Raw genomic sequence first — 24,123 nt, forward strand, 5'->3', positions numbered from 1 at the left:
ATCCTTAAAACCTGACATTTAAATCGAAAGCGAGGGAGATATTCCGCTCACGTTTACCGTCATAGGGGCGTTTATCCCAAATCAGCATCACCCCGCCATCTACGACGTTGTTCCATTTAAGCCGTTGTCCGTATCCTACCTGGACGATAGCGCCTGCATCTTCACCTTGCTGCCAGTAGCCACCTACGCCTGCCAGACCTTGCTGCGTCCAGACGGTATCATAGTGGCGGTAAAGAACCTGCTCTGCGCTCAGGCCAGGGACAACCGAAAAATCACTCTTCGGGTTGTAATACGGCACATTCTCTTTGGTGTTGGTGCTCCCGCCAATGCCCGGCGTAAAGTCCAGCGTGAAGCGAGGCGTGGTCCAGATGCGCTCTTTTCCGCTGAGTCCGTATTCGATGCGATCGTTACCGTCTGAGAAATGTGATGCAGCAAACGACAGTTGATATTCACGTCGTTCGTTTTGATACCAGCGAACGAACATATCGCCGCCGTTGGCATACACACCGCTACGCAGCGCGCGCAATGGCGTATTACGCGACAAGCGCTCGGCCGAACCGCCTACGCGCCAGTTGTCATTAAAGTCATGCCAGCCGGATAGACGCCCACCAATCTTCTGACCATCGCCATAATTTCGGCCAGACACTTCCATTTCCGCCCAGTAATCACGGGAAGTCCATTCTGCACCCGCCGCCAGATCGCGGCTGATGCCCTTCCCTTCCTCAAATTCACCGGTAGCGAAGTTGAATCCAGTAAACAGTCGCCAGTTGTCATTAATCGGCGGACTGTAAATAGCCGTGTTGATGTTGAAGTCATTCTTACCGCTGACCGGGCTATCGGACGAGATCCCCTGCGTGCCGCTAATGCGCACTTCCGACATTTTGTGGACATCACGAATACGCGCGAGGCGCAGCGTCGCTTCATCATCCGGGCTACGGGCAATAACGTCATCCGTCAGTTCATCGGCCTGCTTCCATTCCTGGAGATCCAGCGCAACGTAAGCCTGCTGACGCTCCAGCTCCAGATTGCTTGGCTCAATTACTTCCGCCAGCTTAAGCTCTTTCTCCGCCGCATGCGGCAATCCACGCGCTTCAAGCACAGAGGCATAGGAAATGCGCAGTCCCTGGTTACCGGAGCCTGTTCGTGCCAGATGCTCTGCGAGCTTTTCTGCCTCTGGCAGTTCATTGGCAGCGATATGATATTGCGTCAGCAGCGACTGTCCGAGCAGCCAGTTATCGTTAGGCTGCGGCGTTGGCGAGCCATAGATACGCCGCAGATACGGACTCTCTTTGATCAAATCATCGACTTGTTTTTTGGCAGCATCGAAGTTTTCATTATCAATGTGTGCATAGAACAGATCTTGTTGATCCTCTGGACTGAGCGGCGTCACCGGGATAGGCCCATTTGGGTAGTAGATGCTCGCCAACATCGCTTCGGTTTTTTCCGGCTGACGCTCGCTTAACCATGCTGATGCCACCCAACGTTTTGCGTAGTTTGGTACTTCGCCGCTTGCGGAAAGGGACTCATATTCCTCGATCACTTCGGCAGTACGTTTACGCACCAACAGGGCACCCATACGGTCTATTCTCGCCCGGCGGACATCATTCTGCGCAGACGGCTCATCTTTCCAGGCCGCCAACAACTGGTCATAACGGGCCAGCGCTTTATCTGCTACGATAAAACGTTCTTCTTCATTACGTGCGGACGTATAAGAGGATCGGACCATTTCAGCCGCCGCATCAAGCTCAAGGCGACGCTTCACAGGATCTGCCGTGGGTACGACTTCCGCCATATTTAAGGCTGGTCCGGAAACACGGTTCGCTGACAGCGCAGACAACAGCGTGGATTTTGCATTTTTGTTGCCAGGATCGACGTCATCCGCCTGGCTGGCAACCAACAGTGCATCCCAATTTTTCCCCTGAGAATGATATACATAGGCAAGCAATGCGTCGGAATCTGCACCCGGATGCGCCTGAGCCCATTTATTCGCTTCGGTAAGGGCTTGCTGATTGTAGCGCGCATCTGCCAGCGTCATTATCCAGCCGGTGCGTACATCAACGTTATCAGGTTCTTGCTGTAAAACACTTTCCCACACCGCCAATGAATCATTCCAGTTTTTCTGGTTACGATACGCACGCGCTGCGGCGACTTTTCCCCGTGCAGGTACATCCATCTGCCCACGATATCGCTGCCAGATTTCAATTGTTGTTTTATCGTTGTTCTCAACCCAACTGGAAACTTGCAGCCAGTCGGCAACCTGATTTGGCGTTAGCGCACTTTTCTTTCCCTGATCCTCAAGGTAGCGCAATAGCGGCGCACTATTCCCCCCCCGCGCTTCAATAACCAAAGCATCATAATCAGATACCGCAGCAGAGATTTGCATAGGGAAAAGAATGCTGGCCGTAAATAAACAGCTTACAGACTTAAAACGTTTAATGAAGTTGGCATGTCGACGCATACTGAACATATCTGCCCTTATATCTTACATCAGAGTAAAAATAAGCGTTTTCAATAAGTTAAGGTCAATCCCTGACGATTGCCGACCATGTAAGATGCACTGCCGCTTATTTCGTAATAGGGTTATAAAGCAATTAATTCTTTCGTCTTATTGACTACCCGCACCGCGTCCTCTAATCGTTGAGCAGGAGGCATAAACTCGGGAATTTTATCACTCCATGTAGTTCATGGCTACGTAATAAGAAAAGTCTTAGTCAAAAAAGTATTTTAGACTAAATAATCCTAATACTCTTGGGATTGAATTCTGGATTTAAACAAAGTTTGCCCGGTGACATAATGTGACGATGCTTACTATTGCTGGTTAGCATAGCTACACCGCGCAACTGTTTGCATGGTAACTATTTTGAGAGATGAATAGAGAAAAATCTGATAATAGGCTCTCTGCTAACAACAAAATATAACTTAATTTTTAGGGCTCAAACAGGGCCAATGAAATGAAAATAAGGGTACAGGCGCAAGAAGAATTAGATACAGAAACAACACATTGAAATCAAATAACTTTCTTCATCATTTTTCGAAATCTACCATAATTGGCATTTGGATACACGCTCGAAAACATGCACGAATAATTGTGTATTACTCTACACGTTAATGTATTTACCAACCTTGCGTATTATTGACAACATCAACCACAATCAATTATTTCCCCTTACAATATGAAAGCCTATTAGCATTGCAAGCAACTGTTCGAAGCATAATTTTTTGCACTTACCTTCCCCTCAGTCTTTCAGGTAATCTGGGCAAAGACGCCAATGGGAGCCGGTCAATGAAAATCGTTAACGCAGAAGAAAAGCACATCCCCGCCATACGCGATATTTATGCACATCATGTTCTTCACGGTACCGGCAGCTTTGAAACCGACCCTCCGGATGCTCACCAGATGTTTGCTCGTCTGGAAAAAATCCGCAGCCTCGGGCTGCCGTGGGTCGTCGCGCTACAGGAAGATAAGGTCATCGGGTATTGCTACCTCACCCGCTATCGCGAGCGTTATGCCTACCGCTATACCCTTGAGGATTCGATTTATATTGCTCCAACGGCTCAGCGTCAGGGTGTAGGAAAAGCTTTACTGTGTCATGTGATCGGCTGGGCTGAAGCACAGGGCTATCGGCAACTGATTGCCATCGTCGGCGACAGCAATAATCAGGGATCGTTAAAAGTCCATCAGCAGGCCGGATTTACGGAAATCGGCACACTGAAAAACATTGGCTTCAAACATGGACTATGGCTCGACACGGTATTGCTACAACGTAATCTGGGTGAAGGTAACAGCACACTGCCACCGGATTTCGGTGTCGCTATTTAACATTTATAAAGAATAACTACAGGAGAGAGTTTTGGAGCGGGCGAAGGGAATCGAAACTCTGTTTCATTTTTCCATAACGCGACGGTCATAGAATCAACATAGTAACTATTATTGATACTTGATTGCGAGATTTTAGAGGATCAATCTCATGACAATCAAGGGCCAGGAGTATCTTTATCTTTCACCGGACGGCGTTTGGCAGTTTCAAATCTACGTTCCTGCTTACATGCGCCACATGTTCGGCGGGAAGCGCCTCTACCGGAAAAGCACTGGTACAAGAGACATTTACAAGGCTCGACACTTCCGCAATCACATGCTGGTAGAGTGGAACAACCTGAAAGAACAATTCAAGCCAGATACAGAGGACAGGCGCATCCAGCTTGCGATCACTTCCCTGCACTCACAGATCCGCAAGAATAAAAACAAACCCCTGATTGAGGAGCGAGCCAGTTCTATTCCTCACCTGTGCCTATTACGTGACGAATACGCCACTGCTTACCGGGATCGGCGTTCACTGTCCACACTGAGCAAATCGGCGCGAGCCGTGGAGGTTTTTCTCCAGAGTATCGGGAAAGTTGATATCAGTTTGGATCAGATAGGACGGCGGCTGGTTACGGATTTCATCGAAGAACAGCAGAAACGCGACGTAGCAGGGCAGACGCTGCAAAACTGGTTAACGTCACTGGGAAGCCTCTATGAGTTTGCCAAACGTCGCTACGACGCTATAGCGCCGCTTAATCCGTTTCACGGCATGAACCTCGAAGCACGGCGCACTATTGAGAGCTACCAGCCGTTTGAATGGCATCAACTATCTACCCTGCTCAACGAAGCAGACGAAGAACTACGAGCCGTCATTCTGATCGGTTTGTTCTCTGGTGCAAGGCTGGACGAAATCGCCAGCTTGAAAAAATCAGATGTTGTTATAGTGGAAGGGATACAGACTTTCTTCATTAGCAAATCGAAAACGAAAGCAGGGGTTAGGCACATACCGATCCACGCTTTTCTGATCGGTATGGTGGATTATTATCTGAGTTTGAACACTGGAGATTACCTGTTACCACAGGCTAACAAGATTGAACGCAAAGACGGGAAAAAGGGGCCGTTCTATTCCCAGGCATTCACCCGCTTACGGCGTCGCGTAGTGCCTATGGCTACAGATCGCCAATGCTTTCACAGTTTGAGGGGGCATTTTATCACGTGTCTTGACCGTGCCGGAGTACCCGAACAGCGTATAGGCTACATCACGGGGCACTCTTCCCAAGCCGCAGCCACAGAAGCATTCAAGACATACAGCGCGGGGTGTTCCATGAAAGAATTGTCCGACTATGTGGAAATGGTGGATTATCCAGAGATCATCTTCCCTGAAACGGAAAAAGGGGCGTAAGCCCCTTATTTATAAACAAATTGATTAGATTAATAAGCTATTGTTTATGAATAATACACGCTAATTCTTGCTTTACGAACAAAGCAAGATTAAATAGTAACCAAAAAGCATCAAAGCCACAACACTAAAACCCAAAAAAACCCACCCAATTCAGTAGGTTACACACTTAAATAACAGAAACCATTATTGATTTTTTGTTACAAAGACCACATTATGAATGAACCTATGTAGAAATTTAAGGTGTTTGTTATGGATACTACATTCATTGCTGAACCTATAGTAAGCATTGACGAAAAGTTGTTGGGCGTTGAGCTTCTCACTCGCTTCATTTCCCCAGATGGACGCCCCCTTCATCCTGAGTTCGTAATTTCATCTTGGGATTTAGATAGGAAACGGCTTTTCCTATACGAACAATGCGGAAACATTGCCAGTATGCAAAAGTGGTTCGAACGAAAGAATCTATTTTGTACACTGAACATTGATCAGCAAATGGCTTTTCTGATACGTCATGACTACATACTTAGACAAACTTTCGAATCGATGCCATTCATCAAACTTGAGCTTTCTGAGAATTTCCTAGGTTTAGATAAAGGATTAAAAAACCCCTTGTTAAAGGCACTGAGCCAGGGTGTAAATGGGCTATGGCTCGATGACCTTGGCGCAGGAAACGCGAATGTAGTTAGTTTGATGGAAGGATACTTTGAGGTTGTAAAAGTAGATCGCTGCTTCTTTAATCAGCAGGTGCAGAAACCAACCTTCTACCCGCTGATTGCTTCCATTCAAAAACACTGCGGCAAAGTTATTATCGAAGGGATTGAGAATCGAGAACATTTGGGAATACTGCGTGAGGTGGGGATTTGGGGATTACAGGGGTATCTTATTAAATCTGTCCCTTTTAAAAATGTGGATTCATTGCTGTAGTGTTGAAACCATCACCCCTTTGATGTATCACCCACCTGTAGACGATTGACCGGACGACATTTGCAGCGTTAGCGACTGAGCAAAGCTGGCTTGAGAAGCTCTCGCCTGGAAATCAATGTAATCGCTTAATCTTGAGCTATCGCTGGCGATAGTGAGCGGTACGGATGCCTCAAGATTTAGATTGAATGTAGGATTCACCGTGTACACTGGCGCATTGCCGCTGCTGAGTGACATTGCGGAACCACGAAGAGAATCAACATTTAGGCTGTATTGATTTGCCGCTGTTCCAGCATTACCGCCACCAACGCCCAACCAATCCATGATAGCTGGCCCCACTGAACGAGTATTGAAGCCCGTCTTATCCTGAATCCAATCCGCTGTAGCATTCGCAGAACCACCCACAGCATTGTAGTGGTTTACTGAATTTGGCCACCTGAACAGAGGTGATATGCTCACCTCAGAACATTACAGGTGCCTCAATGAAAAAAAGAAATTTCAGCGCAGAGTTTAAACGTGAATCCGCTCAACTGGTCCTTGATCAGAACTACACCGTTGCAGCTGCGGCCAGTGCTATGGATGTGGGTCTTTCTACCATGACGCGATGGGTAAAGCAGTTGCGGGATGAACGACAGGGCAAAATACCTAAAGCCTCCCCTATAACCCCGGAACAGATTGAAATACGTGAGCTGAAGAAAAAGCTACAACGCATTGAAATGGAAAACGACATATTAAAAAAGGCTACCGCGCTCTTGATGTCAGACTCCCTGAACAATTCTCGTTAATCGGGAAACTCAGAGCGCAGTATCCTGTGGTCACACTCTGCCACGTGTTCGGGGTTCATCGCAGTAGCTACAAATACTGGGAGAAAAGCGCCGAAAAGCCAGACGGCTGGCGAGCTGTGTTACGCAGCCAGGTTCGGGAGCTGCATAACATCAGCCATGGCTCTGCTGGCGCAAGAAGTATCGCCATTATGGCAACCCTGAGAGGCTTCAGAATGGGACGCTGGCTTGCTGGCAGGCTCATGAAAGAACTGGGGCTGGTGAGTTGTCAGCAGCCTACCCACCGGTATAAACGTGTTGGTCATGAACACATCGCTATCCCGAATCGCCTTGAGCGACAGTTCGCAGTGACAGAACCTAACCAGGTGTGGTGCGGCGATGTGACGTACATCTGGACAGGCAAGCGTTGGGCTTACCTTGCAGTTGTTCTCGATCTGTTCGCAAGGAAACCAGTGGGCTGGGCAATGTCATTCTCGCCGGATAGCAAGCTGACCATCAGAGCGCTGGAAATGGCGTGGGAAGCTCGCGGTAAACCAGCCGGAGTGATGTTCCACAGTGACCAGGGTAGCCACTATACAAGCAGGCAGTTCCGGCAGTTACTGTGGCGTTGCCAGATCAGGCAGAGTATGAGCCGACGTGGAAACTGTTGGGACAACAGCCCGATGGAACGCTTCTTCCGTAGTCTGAAAAACGAGTGGGTGCCAGTGACAGGTTATATAAACTTTAGCGATGCTGCTCATGCGATCACAGACTATATCGTCGGGTATTACAGCTCGCTAAGGCCGCATGACTATAACGGTGGGTTGCCCCCAAACGAATCGGAAAACCGATACTGGAAAAACTCTAAAGCCGTGGCCAGTTTTAGTTGACCACTACACAGTTGAATAGCTAACCAGATCCGTTAGTGACAGGCGCTGTGGGAACAGCGTATCAAGATCAATAATCATTTGGTTGAGTCCTTTACTTTGCGTGCGATCAAATCGTCAATGGTTGGCTTTTGTTCTGGTGATTCGTCAGGGAAATACGTTTCCATTGCTTTGATCACGTCGGACACTTCACAACCAGCATACTGCGCCACCATCTCAATCATCTGAGGATTGACGGTAAGCACATCATTTTTATACTTGAGTACACGCGATTTGTTATTAAGTAGAAACATTGTCGTTTCCTTCGCGTTATGTCTGCATGTTTATAACGAAAGCGTTACATGCAGGGTAAAGAGAGGGGCTACCGAAGTAGCCCCAGGAGGAATGCCCTTGTTAGAAAGCATTGGTTAAGGTCATTTTTGATAATTATGATGTTAAACAATGACTTCTAAAAAATGAAGGGCGCAACTGTTACGAATAACAGAGGCAGATCGCCCTTTCATTGCTCCCACTTCAAAACAGAAGCCCTTCTGTCATGGCAAGAAGTGGGAAAGTGGAATCTCGTTATCATCGCTGGAAACAATAATAAGAGAATGCCAGACGTAACAAAGAAACAACTTTGACATTTGTCTGACTGCTTATAATCCCTAAAGGAGGTTATAAGGCGTAAAAAGCAACAATGCTTTCCCGTAAAGAGAGGAGAGCGCGGGGAATTGGTCGCCACTGCCCGACAAAAAGCAGAAACGCCCGCGCATCCTTCGGAACGACAAAGAAGAAAACAACCGTCAAAAGAACATCAACCATTCTTTACGGGAAGACATTGAGGGGAGAGCGCCGCCTATGGGAAACGGCATTCTCGGGAGTGCTCACACTATGGGATAGTGTTTGCAAGTCGTATTGACATACGAGGGAGAGAAACGTGATTCGATACGTTTATAGATACCCTATAAGTCCTATTCTACAACATTTCCGTTACAAAGTCAAGCGATTTATTCATTATAAGTGAATAATTATGCGGATTGGTTTTGTAACAGATCGCTCAGTTCATCCTTACACGCTGCCAGGGACAGCGCCAATTGTGTAACATCCTCTACCAGTGTCTGATCCTCGTGTAGGCTGTCTGTACGCTCCACAGAGAGGATGATCCCTTCCAGTGCTGCCGCTGCAAGGGTGAGCATTTTACCAGCGTCAGAAAGGCTTTCAGACACGTTCTCAGGGCATGCTTTGTATACGGCGTTCACTGCGTCAAGAAGTGGCATGTGTAGCTGTTCGTGGAATTCGTCCAGGGCATCATCAATTTCATACTTAGTCATTTGTTAGCCGTCCCTTTGTTGCTTTGACGATGTTCAGCGCCACTTGAAACGGCGCTATTTCCGTTGCCAGCACATCGAGGAGGTATTCCACCTTATTAACATCTTGTGCCTGTTCAGCCCATTCAGCTTGCTTAACTAAATCCTGCATGTACTGCATTCGCTCTTGAAAGTATTCTTGTTCTGTTATTTCTGTGATCATTCTGTATAGCTGTCTCCAATGTTAAATAGTTCATCAAAGCCCCTAACTCCCGCCACGGTGTTGTTCATTGCGTTGTATGTTAGGTAGTGGCGTAGTGATGTGAATCCGAGGCATTGCCAGCGGCGAAGTTGGCTATCATCGTAGGTGTAAACTTTGCGCTTGCGAGGGCGGTAAAAAACGCCGCTTGAACATTCGAGGAGATCATTTAACGCGGCCCACTCTTCCACAGAGGGCGGTGTTGAATGAACTTCTGTCACTGTTTCGATAAGCTCCCCAGGGATTTCCTCAAGGGATTTGACGTAAAGGCGTTTTGTTCGTATTTGCGAGGCTTTGCCGATCCGGTTGACATTTTCCCGTTCTATACGGGTGAGGGTGTTCCGTTCCTTTTTACTCATTGCACCTCGTCTTAGTGGTTCGAGGTGATGAAAGCAACGTTGTGATTCACGTCAAAATCATAGTGATTGCTGCGCCTGGTTAGCGTGATCACTTTGGCATCTCGCATCAGGAACAGCCAGTAACGGATTCCGCTTTCCGAGTAGCCCAGGGCGGAAGCCAGGGTTTTGACGCTGGAACGGAATGTTCCATTCTCACGGTGTAGGCTGGAAAGGTGATTGTAAATACGTCTGCAAACGTCATTGCAGCCAAATTGAAAGTTTGTATCTTCGTTCAGTAGATAAAGATTGGTCATAATCCTCCTGGTTAAAATGGTATTGGGTCGCAATCGTCGTAGATTGCCGTTGTTCGCGGTGTAAATACTTCTGTCCTTCCGGTGTATTCAGATACCACTCTGGAAAGAAGTTGGTAGGCTGCTTCCTCATCGCCCATTGTCTCTTTTAGCCCCCATGCCACAGCGGCATCAGTGGGATCGCCATTCGTTTTGTAAATAGCTACACCGCCCCAGGGAAGCTCTGGCTTGTCCTGCTGAATGAGGATCGTTGGTGTTGATTGATAATCAGGGTCATCCCAGACACATGGAATGTCATCCCGATCAGGAACTAAATGTTCCTCTGCGGCCTTAACTGGTTCAGGGGCTGGCACTTCGTCAGACACTACTACAGGCTGCGCTGTTAGCGCTTCTGGTGGGGTAATGTGAGCATCAATTAGCGGGAGTGCTCGTAATTCCTTATTTCTCCGTCCTTCGATTTTGGTTCTGGTAATGAGTCCAATTAATTCCATCTGTTCGATCAGGTCGTTTGTCTTTGGTCGAGATAACCTGCAAACTTTTGCAAGATCGCTTTGTTCCTCGTAACAAACACCGCCGGATTTCTCCCAGTCTGCTACGTAACAATACAATTTTTGCATGCTGGCGCTGAACTTCACTCTTCCTTTTTCAAGAAGAGGGGAATAGATAAATGGGATTTCTTTGAAGTAATGCGGAATGTTGAGTGTGCGATCTCTCGTTACGCCGTCTTTGCCTGTGTACTGGTAATCTGCCTTAATCTGGGCGAGGGTTTTTGCCATTGTTGTTTGCTCCTATGTATGCTCAGTAAATTACGAATACTCTTCATTTGGTTTTCTCCGCTTCTCATTCGTGGGGGGTGGGTTAACGCTGGAACGTAGTTATTACGCGCCAGCCTTCGAGTATTTGACCGCCAGACTTTGGCATTCCTCAAGAAGAAGTGCGCTTACGCTCATTTTTCGGCGCTTTGCTTCTTTGAACAGAATCTGGAATGTGTCATCCGGGATCATTAACGATGTGGACGGCGGTAATTTGGTTTTCTTCTCGATCATACTGGTTTCTCCTTCTGGGTTATTCGTTGGTTGTCGTATCAGCCTGTTCAGCTTTCCACTGATCGTAAAGTTCGATCCCCTTACGTAATCGTTCAGCATGTTCTAAGTAACCTTGACGCTGTGCTGCTGCTCTCTGGCTGTTCATTGCCTTGCGGGTCTTATCACCTGCTTTCAGAGCATCGAAGACAAGCTCTGGATTGAAATACTTAATGTTGGTTCTCCTTGCGTTAGATACACGGAAACACCATCCAGGAAGAACGTTATTAACGTTGCCTGATAGTGCAGTGTGATCTGGATTGTTTGGGTCAGGCTGGATGCCTAAGAAGAGGACGGATGAATGCTTTCATCACCCGACAGAACTTACTATAACATGAAATGATTTCAATGTCAACAGGTAGGTGTTAATTTTTCCCATTACAGATAATAACACACCTTCCCTGTTGCGATCAACCTCTGTCTTCCATCATAAAACGCGCTGTATCGCGCTATAAGAGGTTTGCATACACATGCACTACATCGGTACTCCCTGCGCCGTTTAAATCGCCCTACGGGCTTCCTGTGCGTTCCGGTGTGTCATGGGCCACCCTCTGGCATTTATTCCCGAAACCAATAGCACAACTACAGACGGATAACGGTAGTTATCAGGATGGTAGGTGTTGGTATTGGATTGAGGCTTAGTGAACCGTAGCACGGTGAGCTTTAGCCCTGCTGCTCTACCTTCGAGAATGAGCACGACTACGGACAACAGGACGTAGGAGGGGTTAATTGTCGTTAGGTAGAGTTGGCATGTGGACGATTACACGTAGTGTAGTTGGGTACATGGTTACATACCGCGCACAGCGCAATGGTATTCGTCAACGGCGAAAGCGATCTCTTGCCGATGGCAAATAATCATTCGTGCCTGACGTTCGTCAGAAACGAAGTTTGCACGAGTCCAGAAGGTACAGAGAATGCTGTCGCTTGTTCCATGAGCGGTACGGGGCTGACCGAGGAGCCAACCAAAGGCGAAACAGGTCACTTGCCCGGAGAGTACCGAGCAGGGACAACGACAAAAGAATTAAAAGATAGTCTTATTAATTAGTAGTCTTGTTTAATCTTATAGTGTGCCGTTTCGTTACTTTAAAAGTACCAAAACGTTACTTTCGTTATGATCTCGAGTACCAAAACGTTACTTTCAGTTACCCATTGGTGCAGATGCCCATCATTTTGATGTATGCCGAAAGTAACAAAATGGTACTTTCAGCCCTTCACCCAACGGTAAATCGTCGCCCTGCTCACTGCGTACCGTCCACGCAACAACACCTAAGATTAATCCGACTAAAGCAGCGGTTAATAACGGTAAACCCGGCGGTAATAGGCAGGTAATGATCAAGGGTAAATGTAGCCTAAGTTAAACTTTCAACTTATAATTCATAATCACTTAACTTTGTTGAAGTCTTACGCTGTGCGACTTACAGCGATCATTGTGGACAATGTACACTTTCACCTGTGCAACATTTGTTGAACGAGTTTTCTCGTTTAATCGTTATAATGTAACAACTCGATTTTCCATGCCAAAACAGCCATTATTGAGAATAATTCTCACTTACTCAGATCTCATCGCTACAAATGTGAGTAGTTATCATTTGTCATGCTAATTCCTCCCGATTCGATACACTTTCGCAAAGTGTATTATGTAACCTGTTGATTTAACTAACTCAGTACACTTTTCAATCACTTCACCGTGTAAACAGGGGTAACACCCCACCATCGAAAATAAATCTCTTGACACAACCACCGTTTCATGAATCATGAGGTGAAATGTATTTCCACTTATTTTTCAATGGCTTACTGATATTTGCCATTTTCTACCAGTTCAGATCGGGGCCTGGCTTTTTGCCGTTAAGCGACTCAAACAACCGCGCACACATTTTGATCATTTTGTGCTCTTCTAAATAAACGCATCGTGCAACCTATTGAAAATGATCAATTTCTGATCAATGATGATTTCAACGAAACGAACAAGAGGAGAAATCACGATGAAAGGAATTAGCCAGGCGCTAAAGAGTGCAGACGAAGTAAAGGCAGTGGCAGCAGAGCTACGACGCAATACCAGAACAAACCTGTTCTATTGCTTGTGGGTGTTTATGTATGAATCGGGCTTGCGTATCTCTGACGTGCTCAAGCTCAAGTATGAAGACGTAGAGGGGCAATCTCACCTCAAAGTGAAGCAGGAGAAAACAGGGAACGTGGTAAGGCCAAAAGTTACAGCGTCCATGTTGTCAGTAGTGGCACAACGCAAGGCAGAACAAGCTAAGATGCCTGTAGCTACAGATTACATTTTCAGTGCTGCCACATTACGCAGCAAAGGCCACGCCGTCACACGTAACACCGTGTTTGCGGAGTTTGGGAAGATGGGACGTAGAGCAGGATTCTCAAACGTGGGATGCCATACGCCACGTAAAAGCCGTGGGCGCGTGATGTTCGATGCAGGGGTGGCTATTGAAACTACCGCCCATTTCCTGGGACAGACAGATCCGCGCTCAACTATGTATTACATCGGGTATGGTCAGGACGTGCAAGACGATTTAACAGAGGAGTTTTCTTTAGAATGGTGATCAACATGAAAGGCTTAATTGTGCTCACGCTAGCGCTATTGCCTGCCCTCGCACATGCCGCTACACAATGACCTTTGAAGAGGAGTAATGAGTATGGAGATTATAGAGATGAACGAACACACAACCGCTTTCAGCCCTATTGAGAGCGAAGAAGAATTGAAATTCGCCGTAGCATTTTTGGACATCTGGCAGAGAAGCCAGGAGCACGGCGTGAACTTTGAACAGGTGTTGAAAGATGCAATTCAACAAGCAACACCGAACGAGGATCGTAAATGGGTGAGTATCAAATGACTAACAGTTACGGATTGAAAACGCCTGAACAATGGCAACAAGAAAGTATTCTTACCCTGCTGTTTCATTACGATCACGTTGAAGCCTGTTTCATGGCTGATTCAAGCAAGGAGCTACCAGAGGATCACGACTGGAACAGAGCGGAGGAGTATTTAGAAAGCCTGATAGAATGGCTGGCTGGTTATACGGACGAAAGCGAGGTGAGAAAGGCTATCGAGTGTTACAGCATCAAAGGCAGTGAAGAGCAAACAGAATTTTTCTTAGGTGCAATTCTCGGAGATGAGTATTGAAAAAGGAAGAAGAGCTAATCACCAGCTTTATCTGGTGTGGTGCTACGGTGTGCGTTTATACGCAGGTAGTGAAGTTTGCAGGGACGACGATACAGCGTCACCTGTTACCAACAAACCTTAGAAGAGCAGTTGATCAGCAAGTGGCAGGGGCCGCCAACCACCAAGAAGCCAGCCCCCGCCGTATTCAACATTCCCAACGGAGAGAAGGAAATGCAGAACAGCAGCATTATGGCGTTAGCGCTCGCGCTGTGCAACGCAGAACGAGGTCAAGCGGTTAAAGTACCAGCAATGACTGGAAGCCAGCTTCATTTGCTTATGATGTGGCTACGGGCTTTACAGGAATGATACGAGGGGGCGTGATGCCCCCTTTGTATTTATGGTGTTAGGTGCGTTCGTTGCGTAAGGGCTTAAAGATTAGAAGTATCGCTTGCCACCCTACTGTTTGGAATGTAACGAACAACTGTTTGGGCCATGATCCCAGAAATGACCATCTTACTTAACTCAACCGTAGTTTCAGGAAGTTTCCAGGTTGCTTTATCTGAATCTGAAAACTCAGGTTTCCCATACTTCTGAGTTAACAATTGACTCAATGTGCCAAATTGACTCGCAGCGATACCTTCATTTTTTTTCTCATTACTGGCTACATTCGTTTGTACAAGACGATCTGCGCTATTAAAAAGGAATGTGACAGTATAAAGACCGCTACCGATCGATACATTATCAATCCGCACTTTCCCAAAATTATCTTTATACTTCTCTGGTGAGATCAAATGTGCGCCATTGCCCTGAGCCGCAACAACTTCTGACGGATTCATGTCCCATTTAGTATTTCCATAACCAATACCCTTAGCGAATGAGAGCAGAGGTAAAGTTAGAATCACGAAAGCCATTAGTAATTTTTTCATTCCATCCCCACGAATTGAGTTTATTAATTGTGAACCAGTTTACAATTATCCCATTGCTCAGTGCTTCTTGCGATGCGGTCACTAATTGCAAAGTTCATCAGCGACGAATCATAGGCATACACTTTGCTTTTATCATCTGCCATCATCAACTTACCGTTAGTTTTCAGCTTTGGTGAGAGCAGGTATGTACCGTTTAAACGGTTAGCTTTGAAGCTATCGACATACAACGTTACCTCTGCACTACCCAGCACACGTAAAGCACCTATTCTACCATTCTGTACTGCTGCAATAGCGTACTGACAGAGATAGGTTTTCGCAGTTGAAGCTGTGTTTTTTCCCTCAACCTTCGCTGAAGGGGAATGTGAAGAGGAGTTAGGGATTGAACTATGAAGAGAAGATGATGGGTAAGAGTAAGAATAATTTTTATACGCAGAAGAGGTACTTGATCCAATCCTGCACGTTTTTCCAACCGCAATGCACGAATTACCGCATGGTATACCTTTCTTGCAGTTCTTCGCGTATGTAGAGAACGACAACCCAGCTAATAGAAATGTACCAATGGTTATCCTAACCAACGAAGACCAGCTCATAAACCACCCTTCTTTTAAGATTTTCCCTACATAGTACCATACTTAAATTAAGGGAATAGCAGCCAATAAGCCCGTTGGTGGTAAGACAACGCGCGGAGCCGTTAGGCGACAACATCAGGGTATGTCAGACAGTGAAGTTTATCAGGATGACCATGTACCCGAAGGAGCGAGGCCGAACCGCTGGCAGAGCCGGATCTGTAGCTACCGGAGCATCACCACCATAAAACCTGTTTATTCCCTGCAACGTCATCTCGACGTGTGGCATGTGGGAGCATCGGCAAAAAATGCGCTTCACTGTAAGGTTATGAGAAGTGCGATCCGTCGCTGCCTGGTGTAGGCTTTGCGTTCATTGTTGGACTATCGCGGTAAGAACTTGAAACCACCGCCGACGATTGGCTAAACTCTCATTTCACCGAGTAACCATTCGTGACAAGTGTCAAAGTAGTGAACTATGGTAGAACGCCTCAGCATGTTAGTAAGCACTACTGCGTAACATGCTGGCAGAGCAGCATTTTAGAATGCTTGCTCCACAAGGGGAGATTCTGGAGCGGGCGAAGGGAATCGAACCCTCGTATAGAGCTTGGGAAGCTCTCGTTCTACCATTGAACTACGCCCGCATTGAAGTGCGTAAGGGATTATAAACCTTACGCTCTTCTTGGCAAGGGACTAACCGACTGACTGGCGATTAATTCACCGTCAGCATTTTGGCTTACTCCCCTGCGGCGGTAAATAACGCAGCGGATCGATAGCCGTTGCCCGGTAGCGGATTTGGAAATGCAGGCGCACCGTCGTCGCATCCGAGCTGCCCATCGTCGCTATCTTCTGCCCGGCCTTCACGTTTTGACCGTTGTTCACCAGCATGGTGTCATTATGCGCATACGCAGTGATGTAGTCCTCACTGTGCTTAATCATGATGAGATTACCGTAGCCCCGCAGCTGATTACCGACATAAACCACCTTCCCTGCTCCGGCCGCATAAATCGGCGTACCGCGCGCAGCTGAGATATCAATGCCCTTATTGCCGCCGTCCGCCGTAGAATAAGGTAGGATCACCTTACCGCTGGCAGGCCACTGCCAGCAACGTTGCCCTACTGGTGGCCAGGACGACTGCGGCACAGAAGAAGATGGTCTGACCGCCGCCGTTTTGGTTGAGGATTTCTTGGTTGTTTTGCCAGCTCCAGAACTGGTTTTCGCGCCGCCGCTGACCTTCAGCTTTTGCCCCACTTCAATGGTATAGGGCGGTGAAATATTATTCAGGCGAGCGATCTCTTTCACGCTGGTACCGGTGGCGCGCGAAATACGGTATAGCGTATCTCCCCGCTTCACGGTATACACGGAGCCGGAATAACTTCCTGTATCAGACGACTTGCTCCCGGAACAGCCCGCTAACAGCAGACCGACACACAGCAGCATCACGATACCCAGGCCATTTTTCTTCAGGCGTCCTGCACTCAAAACAATACCTCGCAACATTTTCAGACGCTTTATCATAGCAGCCAGAAACCGGATGCCAAATCATATCGCGCAACGAACCGGCGGCTCTGGCATTTCACACCCTCTGTTAATCACTCTGACTTAATTAAGCATATAATGTGAGTGCTTAAGATTGATGGTGGACGCTATGCGACAGGAACATGTCATTTTATTGAATGAGCAGGACCAACCCTGCGGAACGCTGGAAAAGTATGCGGCGCATACCGCCACAACCCCCCTGCACTCCGCTTTCTCGTGCTGGATATTTAACGAGCAGGGCCAACTGCTGGTCACCCGCCGCTCGCTGCACAAAAAAGCCTGGCCAGGTGTCTGGACCAACTCTGTCTGCGGTCACCCGCAGTTAGGTGAAACCAACGAAGCCGCTATTGTCCGCCGGGCTCGCTTCGAACTGGGTGCAGATATCAACTTGCTCACCCCCGTATACGCTGATTTTCGTTATCGCGCCACAGACCCGAGTGGGATAGTTGAAAACGAAGTATGTCCGGTTTATGCCGCACATATCGTCAGTGAGCTACAGCTAAACCCAGATGAAGTGATGGATTGCCAGTGGAGCAATCTTGAGGATGTCTTAAGCGGGATTGACGCGACGCCGTGGGCTTTCAGTCCGTGGATGGTAATGCAGGTTGCAAACAAAGAAGCGCGTGCGCTGTTGCAGAATTACTGCCAACAAATTATTGCCTGATGGCGCTACGTTTATCTGGCCTACATAACGAATCGTAGGCCGGATAAGGCGTCAGCCGCCATCCGGCATTTCACATCTTACTTAACCGGGCGCATCGCCGGGAACAGGATCACGTCACGGATGGTGTGGCTGTTGGTGAACAGCATAACCATACGGTCGATACCAATGCCCAGACCCGCAGTCGGCGGCAGACCGTGTTCCAGAGCGGTAACGTAGTCTTCGTCGTAGAACATCGCTTCGTCATCACCCGCATCTTTGGCGTTAACCTGATCCTGGAAACGCTGCGCCTGATCCTCGGCATCGTTCAGCTCGCTGAAGCCGTTACCGATCTCACGTCCGCCGATGAAGAATTCGAAGCGATCGGTGATTTCCGGGTTTTCGTCATTACGACGCGCCAGCGGAGAAACTTCTGCCGGGTACTCGGTAATGAAGGTTGGTTGAATCAGGTGCGCTTCTGCAACTTCTTCAAAGATCTCGGTCACGATACGACCCAGACCCCAGCTCTTCTCAACTTTGATGCCGATAGATTCAGCAATCGCTTTTGCAGAGTCGAAGTTATCCAGATCGGCCATGTTGGTTTCCGGACGGTATTTCTGAATCGCTTCGCGCATGGTCAGTTTTTCAAACGGCTTACCGAAGTCGAAGACTTCTTCACCGTAAGGCACTTCAGTCGTTCCCAGAACGTTCTGCGCCAACGTACGGAACAGAGATTCAGTCAGTTCGATGAGATCTTTGTAGTCCGCATAAGCCATGTAGAGTTCCATCATGGTGAACTCTGGGTTATGGCGAACAGAGATGCCTTCGTTACGGAAGTTACGGTTAATTTCGAATACGCGTTCGAAGCCGCCAACCACCAGACGCTTGAGGTAAAGTTCCGGCGCGATACGCAGGTACATGTCCAGATCCAGCGCGTTATGATGAGTGATAAACGGACGCGCTGCCGCACCGCCTGGGATCACCTGCATCATCGGGGTTTCTACTTCCATAAAGCCGCGAGCAACCATGAACTGACGAATGCCAGCCATAATCTGTGAACGCACTTTAAAGGTATTGCGGGATTCATCGTTAGAGATGAGATCCAGGTAACGTTGACGATAGCGCGCTTCCTGATCCTGCAGACCGTGGAATTTGTCCGGCAGCGGGCGCAGCGCTTTGGTCAGCAGACGCAGTTCGGTGCAGTGGATAGACAGCTCACCGGTCTTGGTCTTGAACAACTTACCTTTCGCGCCGAGGATATCGCCCAGATCCCATTTTTTGAACTGCTCGTTGTAGACGCCTTCCGGCAGGTCATCGCGAGCAACGTACAGCTGAATACGGCCGCCAACGTCCTGCAGCGTAACGAATGATGCTTTACCCATAATACGACGGGTCATCATACGGCCAGCAACGGATACCTCAATGTTCAGCGCTTCCAGCTCTTCGTTTTCTTTCGCGTCGAAGTCAGCATGCAGTTGGTCTGAGGTATGATCGCGACGGAAATCGTTCGGGAACGGGATCCCCTGCTCACGCAGGCTCGCCAGCTTCTCACGGCGCGTTTTCAGTTCATTGTTAAGGTCGGCTACCGCGTCAGCGCCCTGTACGTGTTGTTCAGACATGTTGGTTCCTCATAACCCTGCTTTCAAACTTGCTTCGATAAATTGATCCAGGCTGCCATCCAGCACCGCCTGCGTGTTACGGGTTTCAACCCCGGTACGCAGATCTTTGATGCGGGAGTCATCAAGGACATAAGAACGAATCTGGCTACCCCAGCCGATATCTGACTTGGTGTCTTCCATCGCCTGTTTCTCGGCATTCTTCTTCTGCATTTCCAGTTCATAAAGCTTCGCTTTCATCTGCTTCATGGCCTGGTCTTTGTTCTTGTGCTGGGAACGGTCGTTCTGACACTGCGTCACAATCCCGGTCGGGATGTGGGTAATACGCACCGCAGATTCCGTACGGTTAACGTGCTGACCGCCTGCACCGGAGGCACGGTAAACGTCGATACGCAGGTCCGCCGGGTTGATATCGATATCAATATCATCGTCAACTTCCGGATAAACAAACGCCGAACTGAACGACGTATGGCGACGTCCGCCGGAGTCGAACGGACTCTTACGTACCAGGCGGTGTACGCCGGTTTCAGTACGCAGCCAACCGTAAGCATATTCACCAGCAATTCTGATGGTCACGGATTTAATACCCGCGACTTCACCTTCAGACTCTTCAATGATTTCAGTCTTAAAGCCGCGCGCTTCAGCCCAACGCAGATACATGCGCATCAGCATGCTTGCCCAGTCCTGCGCTTCCGTACCGCCAGAACCTGCCTGAATATCGAGATAGCAATCCGCGCTGTCATATTCACCGGAGAACATACGACGGAATTCCAGCTGGGCCAGCTTATCTTCCAGCGTATCGAGTTCTGCTACGGCTTCGTTAAAGGTTTCTTCGTCGTCGGCTTCTACAGCCAGTTCCAGCAGGCCGGAGACATCTTCCAGGCCCTGGCTCATCTGATCGAGCGTATCAACGATGGCCTCAAGGGAGGAACGCTCTTTGCCCAGCGCCTGAGCGCGTTCGGGTTCGTTCCACACGTCCGGCTGTTCCAGCTCGGCGTTTACTTCTTCCAGACGCTCTTTCTTGGCATCATAGTCAAAGATACCCCCTAAGAACGTCAGAGCGCTCCGTGAGGTCCTGAATGCGGTTATTTACCGGATTAATTTCAAACATTGTCTGATTTCTTTTATTGGACTAGTCAAAATGCGGTGATAAGAGCGGGATTGTAACTAATCCACGCCCTTTTTTATAGCGATTAGTGACGCTAAAGTGGCCAGATATTGTCGATTATAATCTGCAAGCTGCGGTTGCCGCGAAACTCGTTAATATCCAGTTTGTAGGCAAGCTGAACTTCGCGCACGCCGTTGTCCGGCCAGCAGGTGGTATCGACATTAAACGCAATACCGTCCAGCAGCGGACCACCGCCCACGGGCTCGACCATCACCTTCAGATGACGCTCACCGACCAGACGCTGCTGGAGCAAACGGAAATGCCCGTCAAACAGCGGTTCCGGGAACATTTGCCCCCACGGTCCGGCATCGCGCAGCATTTGTGCGATCTCCATGGTCATCTCCGCCGCGCTCAGTGGGCCATCCGACACCACTTCACCTTGCAGTAAGGCAGGATCCAGCCACTCGGTTACCAGTTCGCCAAAACGCTGCTGGAAACGCTCAAACTGCGCCTCTTCAAGCGATAAACCCGCCGCCATGGCGTGACCGCCAAACTTGAGGATCATGCCCGGATAAAGGGTGTCCAGGCGCTCCAGCGCATCGCGCATGTGTAGCCCCTGAATCGAACGCCCGGACCCTTTGAGAGTACCGTCACCTGCCGGGGCAAACGCTATCACTGGACGATGGAATCGCTCTTTAATACGCGATGCCAGAATCCCCACAACGCCCTGATGCCACTCGGGATGATACATTGCCAGGCCGCCCGGTAGTGTATCGCTACTGCGTTCCAGCTTTTCACACAAGGTCAGTGCTTCGGCCTGCATACCCTGCTCGATCTCTTTGCGCGTCTGGTTGAGCGCATCCAGCTCATTGGCCAGCACACGCGCTTCGCCAATGTTGTCGCACAGCAACAGCGCCACACCAACGGACATATCGTCCAGACGGCCCGCCGCATTCAGCCGTGGCCCCAGGGCAAAACCTAAATCACTGGCTGCCAGCTTTAGGGGGTCGCGATTGGAAATCTCCAGCAGCGCTTTAATACCAGGGCGGCACTTTCCGGCACGAATGCGGCTTAAGCCTTGCCACGTCAGAATACGGTTATTGGCATCCAGCGGGACCACGTCCGCCACCGTGCCAAGTGCAACCAGATCGAGCAAATCCGCCAGGTTCGACGGTGCAATGCCGCGTTCATCAAACCAGCCTTTGTCACGCAGGAAAGTACGCAGCGCCAGCATCAGATAGAAGGCTACACCAACGCCTGCCAGCGATTTCGACGGGAACTCACAGTCGGGCAGGTTAGGATTAATGATTGCCTCTGCGCCCGGCAGCGTATCCCCTGGCAGGTGGTGATCGGTCACAACGACCGGGATCCCCAACGTTCTGGCATGTTCGACACCTGCGTGAGACGAGATGCCGTTGTCTACGGTGACAATCAGCTGAGCGCCCCGGGCATGGGCCTGATCAACGACTTCCGGGCTTAAACCATAACCGTCTTCAAAACGATTTGGCACCAGGTAGTCAACGTTACTGCAGCCCAACGCACGCATCGCCAGGATGCTTAGCGCCGTGCTGGTCGCACCATCAGCGTCAAAATCGCCGACAACGATGATTCGGGTTCCTTCGCGAAAGGCGTTGTAGAGGATCTCAACCGCTTTTTCGACGCCGTTCAAATGTTGCCACGGCAGCATGCCTTTCACGCTACGCTCAAGCTCCTGCGCGCTACGTACACCACGGCTGGCGTATAAACGGCGCAGCAGTGGCGGCAAGTCGGCAGGTAGCTCGGCGGTCTCGTCGGCCTCACGCCGACGAAGTTGTATCTGTTGTTTCACGCGAATTATTTACCGCTGGTTTGTTTTGCATGTGCGTCGAGGAATTCTTTCATCTCTTTCGGGCCCTGATAACCAGGTACGACATAGCCATTGCTCAGCACAATCGCCGGTGTACCGCTGACGCCAAACTGTACGCCCAGCGCATAGTGGTTAGCGATATCCACATCACAGGTCGCCGCTTTTACACCCTTGCCAGTCATCGCGTCATCAAAGGCTTTGTTTTTGTCCTTAGCACACCAGATAGACTTCATGTCCTGCTCAGCCTGGCTGTCCAGCCCCTGACGTGGGAAGGCCAGATAACGTACGGTGATCCCCAACGCATTGTAATCTTTCATCTCTTCATGCAGCTTGTGGCAGTAACCACAAGTGATGTCGGTGAAAACAGTAATGACGTGTTTTTCCTGCGGCGCTTTGTAGATGATCATCTCTTTTTCCAGCGCGTTCAGATGCTTCATCAGCAGTTGGTTGGTGACGTTCACCGGACTTGCGCCGCTCACGTCATACATCGGTCCCTGAATAATATGTTTACCGTCTTCAGTTACGTACAGCACGCCGCTATTGGTCAGTACGGTTTTCATGCCCACAACCGGAGCAGGTTGAATCTCGGTGCTCTGCACACCCAGCTTTGCTAATGACTGGCGAATTGCCGCGTCGTCTGCATGTACCATGCCGGAAAACGCCGTCGCCAGCAGGGTGAACATCATAAAACGTTTTTTCATAGCCTATCCTATCCTGTCAGCACTCACGCTCGCGGGTGATGCTGTTGATGTAGTTGCCGCAAGCGCTCCGTTGCGACATGAGTATAAATTTGCGTTGTCGAGAGATCGCTATGCCCCAGTAGCATCTGCACCACGCGCAGATCTGCGCCATGGTTGAGCAGATGCGTGGCAAATGCGTGCCGCAGGACGTGCGGTGACAGCTTTTCGCTGTCGATTCCCGCCAACACAGCATAGTGTTTGATACGATGCCAGAAGGTCTGACGGGTCATCTGTTGCGCCCGCTGACTAGGAAACAGCACATCAATCGATACGCCGTTGAGCAACCATGGACGCCCATGCTCCAGGTATGTTTCCAGCCAGTACACTGCCTCCTCTCCCAACGGGACAAGGCGCTCTTTGTTACCTTTACCGATCACCCGTACCACGCCCTGACGCAGGCTGACGTCACTCATCGTCAGTCCTACCAGTTCAGACACGCGCAGACCCGTTGCATACAACACTTCCAACATGGCTTTGTCGCGTAGCTCCAGCGGTTGATCGATAAGCGGCGCCTGCAGCAGTCGTTCTACCTGCGCTTCGCTGAGATCTTTGGGCAGACGCTGCGGAAGTTTAGGTGATGCAAGCGAGGCGCTGGGGTCATCTTCGCGATATTTTTCGCGGTACAGATGCTGAAAAAAACGTCGCGTCGCACTGAGCAAACGTGCAGAACTGGTGGCTTTATACCCTCCATCCATCCGCTCAGCCAGCAAGGCTTGCAGATCATCACTTTGCGCGGTCGCAAGCGAAGCGCCGCGGTGATGTAACCATTCCACAAGCATGGTCAGATCGCGACGATACGCACTTAATGTGTTTTCCGCCAGATTTCGTTCCAGCCACAGGGCATCAAGAAACTGCTCGATGCGCGCCAGATCCTGTTCCACTCGCGCCCCTTATTCCACTCTCATTTTTGATGCATTATGCCTCATTGTGCCGGGATTGCGGCGATTCTGTTACACTACCCGCAACGCTACAGCA

At 49.1% G+C, this 24,123-nt stretch carries 25 protein-coding genes and 1 tRNA gene; 8 read left to right on the forward strand and 18 right to left on the reverse strand.

What is annotated here, in order from left to right; translation table 11 throughout:
- Window positions 1–4: 4 nt before the first annotated feature.
- Window positions 5–2,467 carry a poly-beta-1,6 N-acetyl-D-glucosamine export porin PgaA gene (pgaA, locus tag WN16_RS23015; RefSeq protein WP_032949991.1) on the reverse strand — a complete coding sequence of 821 codons (2,463 nt, stop codon included), beginning with the start codon at window positions 2,465–2,467 and terminating at the stop codon, window positions 5–7.
- Window positions 2,468–3,283: 816 nt separating this feature from the next.
- Here pgaA and WN16_RS23020 point away from each other — a divergent pair.
- The 3 genes from WN16_RS23020 to WN16_RS23030 all read left to right on the forward strand — a co-directional run bounded on the left by WN16_RS23020 (window position 3,284) and on the right by WN16_RS23030 (window position 6,125).
- The gene (locus tag WN16_RS23020; RefSeq protein ID WP_044699787.1) at window positions 3,284–3,820 is read left to right on the forward strand and encodes a GNAT family N-acetyltransferase; all 537 of its coding nucleotides are present in this window, start codon (window positions 3,284–3,286) and stop codon (window positions 3,818–3,820) included.
- A gap of 148 nt (window positions 3,821–3,968) precedes the next feature.
- Entirely contained in the window at window positions 3,969–5,204 is a 1,236-nt protein-coding gene (locus WN16_RS23025) for a tyrosine-type recombinase/integrase (RefSeq protein WP_003033850.1), read from the forward strand.
- Between the two features lie 249 nt (window positions 5,205–5,453).
- The gene (locus WN16_RS23030) at window positions 5,454–6,125 is read left to right on the forward strand and encodes an EAL domain-containing protein (RefSeq protein WP_003033848.1); all 672 of its coding nucleotides are present in this window, start codon (window positions 5,454–5,456) and stop codon (window positions 6,123–6,125) included.
- A gap of 27 nt (window positions 6,126–6,152) precedes the next feature.
- Here the strand turns inward: WN16_RS23030 and WN16_RS23035 are convergent, their stop codons facing one another.
- Complete coding sequence (locus WN16_RS23035) at window positions 6,153–6,446, reverse strand: hypothetical protein (RefSeq protein ID WP_231865336.1); 294 nt, start codon at window positions 6,444–6,446, stop codon at window positions 6,153–6,155.
- A 158-nt stretch (window positions 6,447–6,604) separates the two neighbouring features.
- Here WN16_RS23035 and WN16_RS23040 point away from each other — a divergent pair.
- A protein-coding gene (locus WN16_RS23040) for an IS3 family transposase (protein WP_100216202.1) occupies window positions 6,605–7,773 on the forward strand; the annotation gives its coding sequence in 2 pieces (ribosomal slippage) (window positions 6,605–6,854 and window positions 6,854–7,773; 1,170 coding nt in all).
- 74 nt (window positions 7,774–7,847) lie between these two features.
- Here the strand turns inward: WN16_RS23040 and WN16_RS23045 are convergent.
- From WN16_RS23045 to WN16_RS24400, 7 genes are all read right to left on the reverse strand, one after another.
- Complete coding sequence (locus WN16_RS23045; protein ID WP_003846417.1) at window positions 7,848–8,063, reverse strand: hypothetical protein; 216 nt, start codon at window positions 8,061–8,063, stop codon at window positions 7,848–7,850.
- A gap of 717 nt (window positions 8,064–8,780) precedes the next feature.
- Window positions 8,781–9,083, reverse strand: coding sequence for a hypothetical protein (locus WN16_RS23050; RefSeq protein WP_044700780.1), 303 nt, complete (start codon window positions 9,081–9,083; stop codon window positions 8,781–8,783).
- Window positions 9,076–9,282 (reverse strand): hypothetical protein, encoded by a 207-nt coding sequence (locus WN16_RS23055; protein WP_044700783.1) that lies wholly within the window; start codon window positions 9,280–9,282, stop codon window positions 9,076–9,078. The genes WN16_RS23050 and WN16_RS23055 overlap by 8 nt, the downstream gene beginning before the upstream one ends.
- Window positions 9,279–9,677 carry a hypothetical protein gene (locus tag WN16_RS23060; protein WP_003846410.1) on the reverse strand — a complete coding sequence of 133 codons (399 nt, stop codon included), beginning with the start codon at window positions 9,675–9,677 and terminating at the stop codon, window positions 9,279–9,281. Before WN16_RS23060 ends, WN16_RS23055 begins: the two co-directional genes overlap by 4 nt.
- Before the next feature lie 11 nt (window positions 9,678–9,688).
- Window positions 9,689–9,970, reverse strand: coding sequence for a hypothetical protein (locus WN16_RS23065; RefSeq protein ID WP_044700784.1), 282 nt, complete (start codon window positions 9,968–9,970; stop codon window positions 9,689–9,691).
- 11 nt (window positions 9,971–9,981) lie between these two features.
- Window positions 9,982–10,743, reverse strand: coding sequence for a MarR family winged helix-turn-helix transcriptional regulator (locus WN16_RS23070; protein WP_044700786.1), 762 nt, complete (start codon window positions 10,741–10,743; stop codon window positions 9,982–9,984).
- Window positions 10,744–10,845: 102 nt separating this feature from the next.
- The gene (locus WN16_RS24400; RefSeq protein ID WP_162934427.1) at window positions 10,846–11,013 is read right to left on the reverse strand and encodes a hypothetical protein; all 168 of its coding nucleotides are present in this window, start codon (window positions 11,011–11,013) and stop codon (window positions 10,846–10,848) included.
- 2,018 nt (window positions 11,014–13,031) lie between these two features.
- Here WN16_RS24400 and WN16_RS23075 point away from each other — a divergent pair.
- From WN16_RS23075 to WN16_RS23085, 3 genes are all read left to right on the forward strand, one after another.
- Window positions 13,032–13,610, forward strand: a complete 579-nt coding sequence (locus WN16_RS23075; protein ID WP_044700788.1) for a tyrosine-type recombinase/integrase — start codon at window positions 13,032–13,034, stop codon at window positions 13,608–13,610.
- Window positions 13,611–13,703: 93 nt separating this feature from the next.
- Window positions 13,704–13,901 carry a hypothetical protein gene (locus tag WN16_RS23080; protein ID WP_044700790.1) on the forward strand — a complete coding sequence of 66 codons (198 nt, stop codon included), beginning with the start codon at window positions 13,704–13,706 and terminating at the stop codon, window positions 13,899–13,901.
- Complete coding sequence (locus WN16_RS23085) at window positions 13,883–14,191, forward strand: hypothetical protein (protein WP_170864030.1); 309 nt, start codon at window positions 13,883–13,885, stop codon at window positions 14,189–14,191. The genes WN16_RS23080 and WN16_RS23085 overlap by 19 nt, the downstream gene beginning before the upstream one ends.
- A gap of 407 nt (window positions 14,192–14,598) precedes the next feature.
- On the opposite strand, the gene WN16_RS23095 is transcribed toward WN16_RS23085, so the two are convergent.
- From WN16_RS23095 to actS, 4 genes are all read right to left on the reverse strand, one after another.
- A complete protein-coding gene (locus tag WN16_RS23095) occupies window positions 14,599–15,096 on the reverse strand; it encodes a hypothetical protein (RefSeq protein WP_044700793.1) in 498 nt (165 codons plus the stop codon).
- A gap of 23 nt (window positions 15,097–15,119) precedes the next feature.
- Window positions 15,120–15,686: a hypothetical protein gene (locus WN16_RS23100; protein WP_080528468.1), complete on the reverse strand. Its 567-nt coding sequence runs from the start codon at window positions 15,684–15,686 to the stop codon at window positions 15,120–15,122.
- 543 nt (window positions 15,687–16,229) lie between these two features.
- A tRNA-Gly gene (locus WN16_RS23105) sits at window positions 16,230–16,303 on the reverse strand.
- Between the two features lie 79 nt (window positions 16,304–16,382).
- A complete protein-coding gene (actS, locus tag WN16_RS23110; protein ID WP_016150941.1) occupies window positions 16,383–17,141 on the reverse strand; it encodes an amidase activator ActS in 759 nt (252 codons plus the stop codon).
- A gap of 166 nt (window positions 17,142–17,307) precedes the next feature.
- Between actS and idi the strand changes: the two genes are divergently transcribed.
- Window positions 17,308–17,862 carry an isopentenyl-diphosphate Delta-isomerase gene (idi, locus tag WN16_RS23115; protein WP_032948043.1) on the forward strand — a complete coding sequence of 185 codons (555 nt, stop codon included), beginning with the start codon at window positions 17,308–17,310 and terminating at the stop codon, window positions 17,860–17,862.
- A gap of 77 nt (window positions 17,863–17,939) precedes the next feature.
- On the opposite strand, the gene lysS is transcribed toward idi, so the two are convergent.
- From lysS to xerD, 5 genes are all read right to left on the reverse strand, one after another.
- On the reverse strand, window positions 17,940–19,457 hold the full coding sequence (gene lysS, locus WN16_RS23120) for a lysine--tRNA ligase (protein WP_003026911.1): 1,518 nt from the start codon (window positions 19,455–19,457) through the stop codon (window positions 17,940–17,942).
- Between the two features lie 9 nt (window positions 19,458–19,466).
- Window positions 19,467–20,565, reverse strand: a protein-coding gene (gene prfB, locus WN16_RS23125) for a peptide chain release factor 2 (protein ID WP_096878465.1) whose coding sequence is annotated in 2 segments (ribosomal slippage) — window positions 19,467–20,489 and window positions 20,491–20,565 — 1,098 coding nt in all. Because the reading frame shifts where the segments join, the coding sequence is not laid out codon by codon here.
- 91 nt (window positions 20,566–20,656) lie between these two features.
- A complete protein-coding gene (gene recJ / locus WN16_RS23130; protein WP_044700800.1) occupies window positions 20,657–22,390 on the reverse strand; it encodes a single-stranded-DNA-specific exonuclease RecJ in 1,734 nt (577 codons plus the stop codon).
- A gap of 5 nt (window positions 22,391–22,395) precedes the next feature.
- Window positions 22,396–23,109, reverse strand: a complete 714-nt coding sequence (gene dsbC / locus WN16_RS23135; RefSeq protein WP_003026923.1) for a bifunctional protein-disulfide isomerase/oxidoreductase DsbC — start codon at window positions 23,107–23,109, stop codon at window positions 22,396–22,398.
- 23 nt (window positions 23,110–23,132) lie between these two features.
- The gene (xerD, locus tag WN16_RS23140) at window positions 23,133–24,029 is read right to left on the reverse strand and encodes a site-specific tyrosine recombinase XerD (protein WP_003026928.1); all 897 of its coding nucleotides are present in this window, start codon (window positions 24,027–24,029) and stop codon (window positions 23,133–23,135) included.
- Between the last annotated feature and the right edge of the window lie 94 nt (window positions 24,030–24,123).

This window comes from Citrobacter sp. ABFQG (assembly GCF_004322975.1).
Taxonomy (GTDB): domain Bacteria; phylum Pseudomonadota; class Gammaproteobacteria; order Enterobacterales; family Enterobacteriaceae; genus Citrobacter; species Citrobacter freundii.

Bases quoted from the DNA above. Each gene is read 5' to 3' on its own strand.
- pgaA (WP_032949991.1), bottom strand. From the start codon at position 2,467: ATGTTCAGTATGCGTCGACATGCCAACTTCATTAAACGTTTTAAGTCT.
- WN16_RS23020 (WP_044699787.1), top strand. From the start codon at position 3,284: ATGAAAATCGTTAACGCAGAAGAAAAGCACATCCCCGCCATACGCGAT.
- WN16_RS23025 (WP_003033850.1), top strand. From the start codon at position 3,969: ATGACAATCAAGGGCCAGGAGTATCTTTATCTTTCACCGGACGGCGTT.
- WN16_RS23030 (WP_003033848.1), top strand. From the start codon at position 5,454: ATGGATACTACATTCATTGCTGAACCTATAGTAAGCATTGACGAAAAG.
- WN16_RS23035 (WP_231865336.1), bottom strand. From the start codon at position 6,446: ATGGATTGGTTGGGCGTTGGTGGCGGTAATGCTGGAACAGCGGCAAAT.
- WN16_RS23045 (WP_003846417.1), bottom strand. From the start codon at position 8,063: ATGTTTCTACTTAATAACAAATCGCGTGTACTCAAGTATAAAAATGAT.
- WN16_RS23050 (WP_044700780.1), bottom strand. From the start codon at position 9,083: ATGACTAAGTATGAAATTGATGATGCCCTGGACGAATTCCACGAACAG.
- WN16_RS23055 (WP_044700783.1), bottom strand. From the start codon at position 9,282: ATGATCACAGAAATAACAGAACAAGAATACTTTCAAGAGCGAATGCAG.
- WN16_RS23060 (WP_003846410.1), bottom strand. From the start codon at position 9,677: ATGAGTAAAAAGGAACGGAACACCCTCACCCGTATAGAACGGGAAAAT.
- WN16_RS23065 (WP_044700784.1), bottom strand. From the start codon at position 9,970: ATGACCAATCTTTATCTACTGAACGAAGATACAAACTTTCAATTTGGC.
- WN16_RS23070 (WP_044700786.1), bottom strand. From the start codon at position 10,743: ATGGCAAAAACCCTCGCCCAGATTAAGGCAGATTACCAGTACACAGGC.
- WN16_RS24400 (WP_162934427.1), bottom strand. From the start codon at position 11,013: ATGATCGAGAAGAAAACCAAATTACCGCCGTCCACATCGTTAATGATC.
- WN16_RS23075 (WP_044700788.1), top strand. From the start codon at position 13,032: ATGAAAGGAATTAGCCAGGCGCTAAAGAGTGCAGACGAAGTAAAGGCA.
- WN16_RS23080 (WP_044700790.1), top strand. From the start codon at position 13,704: ATGGAGATTATAGAGATGAACGAACACACAACCGCTTTCAGCCCTATT.
- WN16_RS23085 (WP_170864030.1), top strand. From the start codon at position 13,883: ATGGGTGAGTATCAAATGACTAACAGTTACGGATTGAAAACGCCTGAA.
- WN16_RS23095 (WP_044700793.1), bottom strand. From the start codon at position 15,096: ATGAAAAAATTACTAATGGCTTTCGTGATTCTAACTTTACCTCTGCTC.
- WN16_RS23100 (WP_080528468.1), bottom strand. From the start codon at position 15,686: ATGAGCTGGTCTTCGTTGGTTAGGATAACCATTGGTACATTTCTATTA.
- idi (WP_032948043.1), top strand. From the start codon at position 17,308: ATGCGACAGGAACATGTCATTTTATTGAATGAGCAGGACCAACCCTGC.
- lysS (WP_003026911.1), bottom strand. From the start codon at position 19,457: ATGTCTGAACAACACGTACAGGGCGCTGACGCGGTAGCCGACCTTAAC.
- dsbC (WP_003026923.1), bottom strand. From the start codon at position 23,109: ATGAAAAAACGTTTTATGATGTTCACCCTGCTGGCGACGGCGTTTTCC.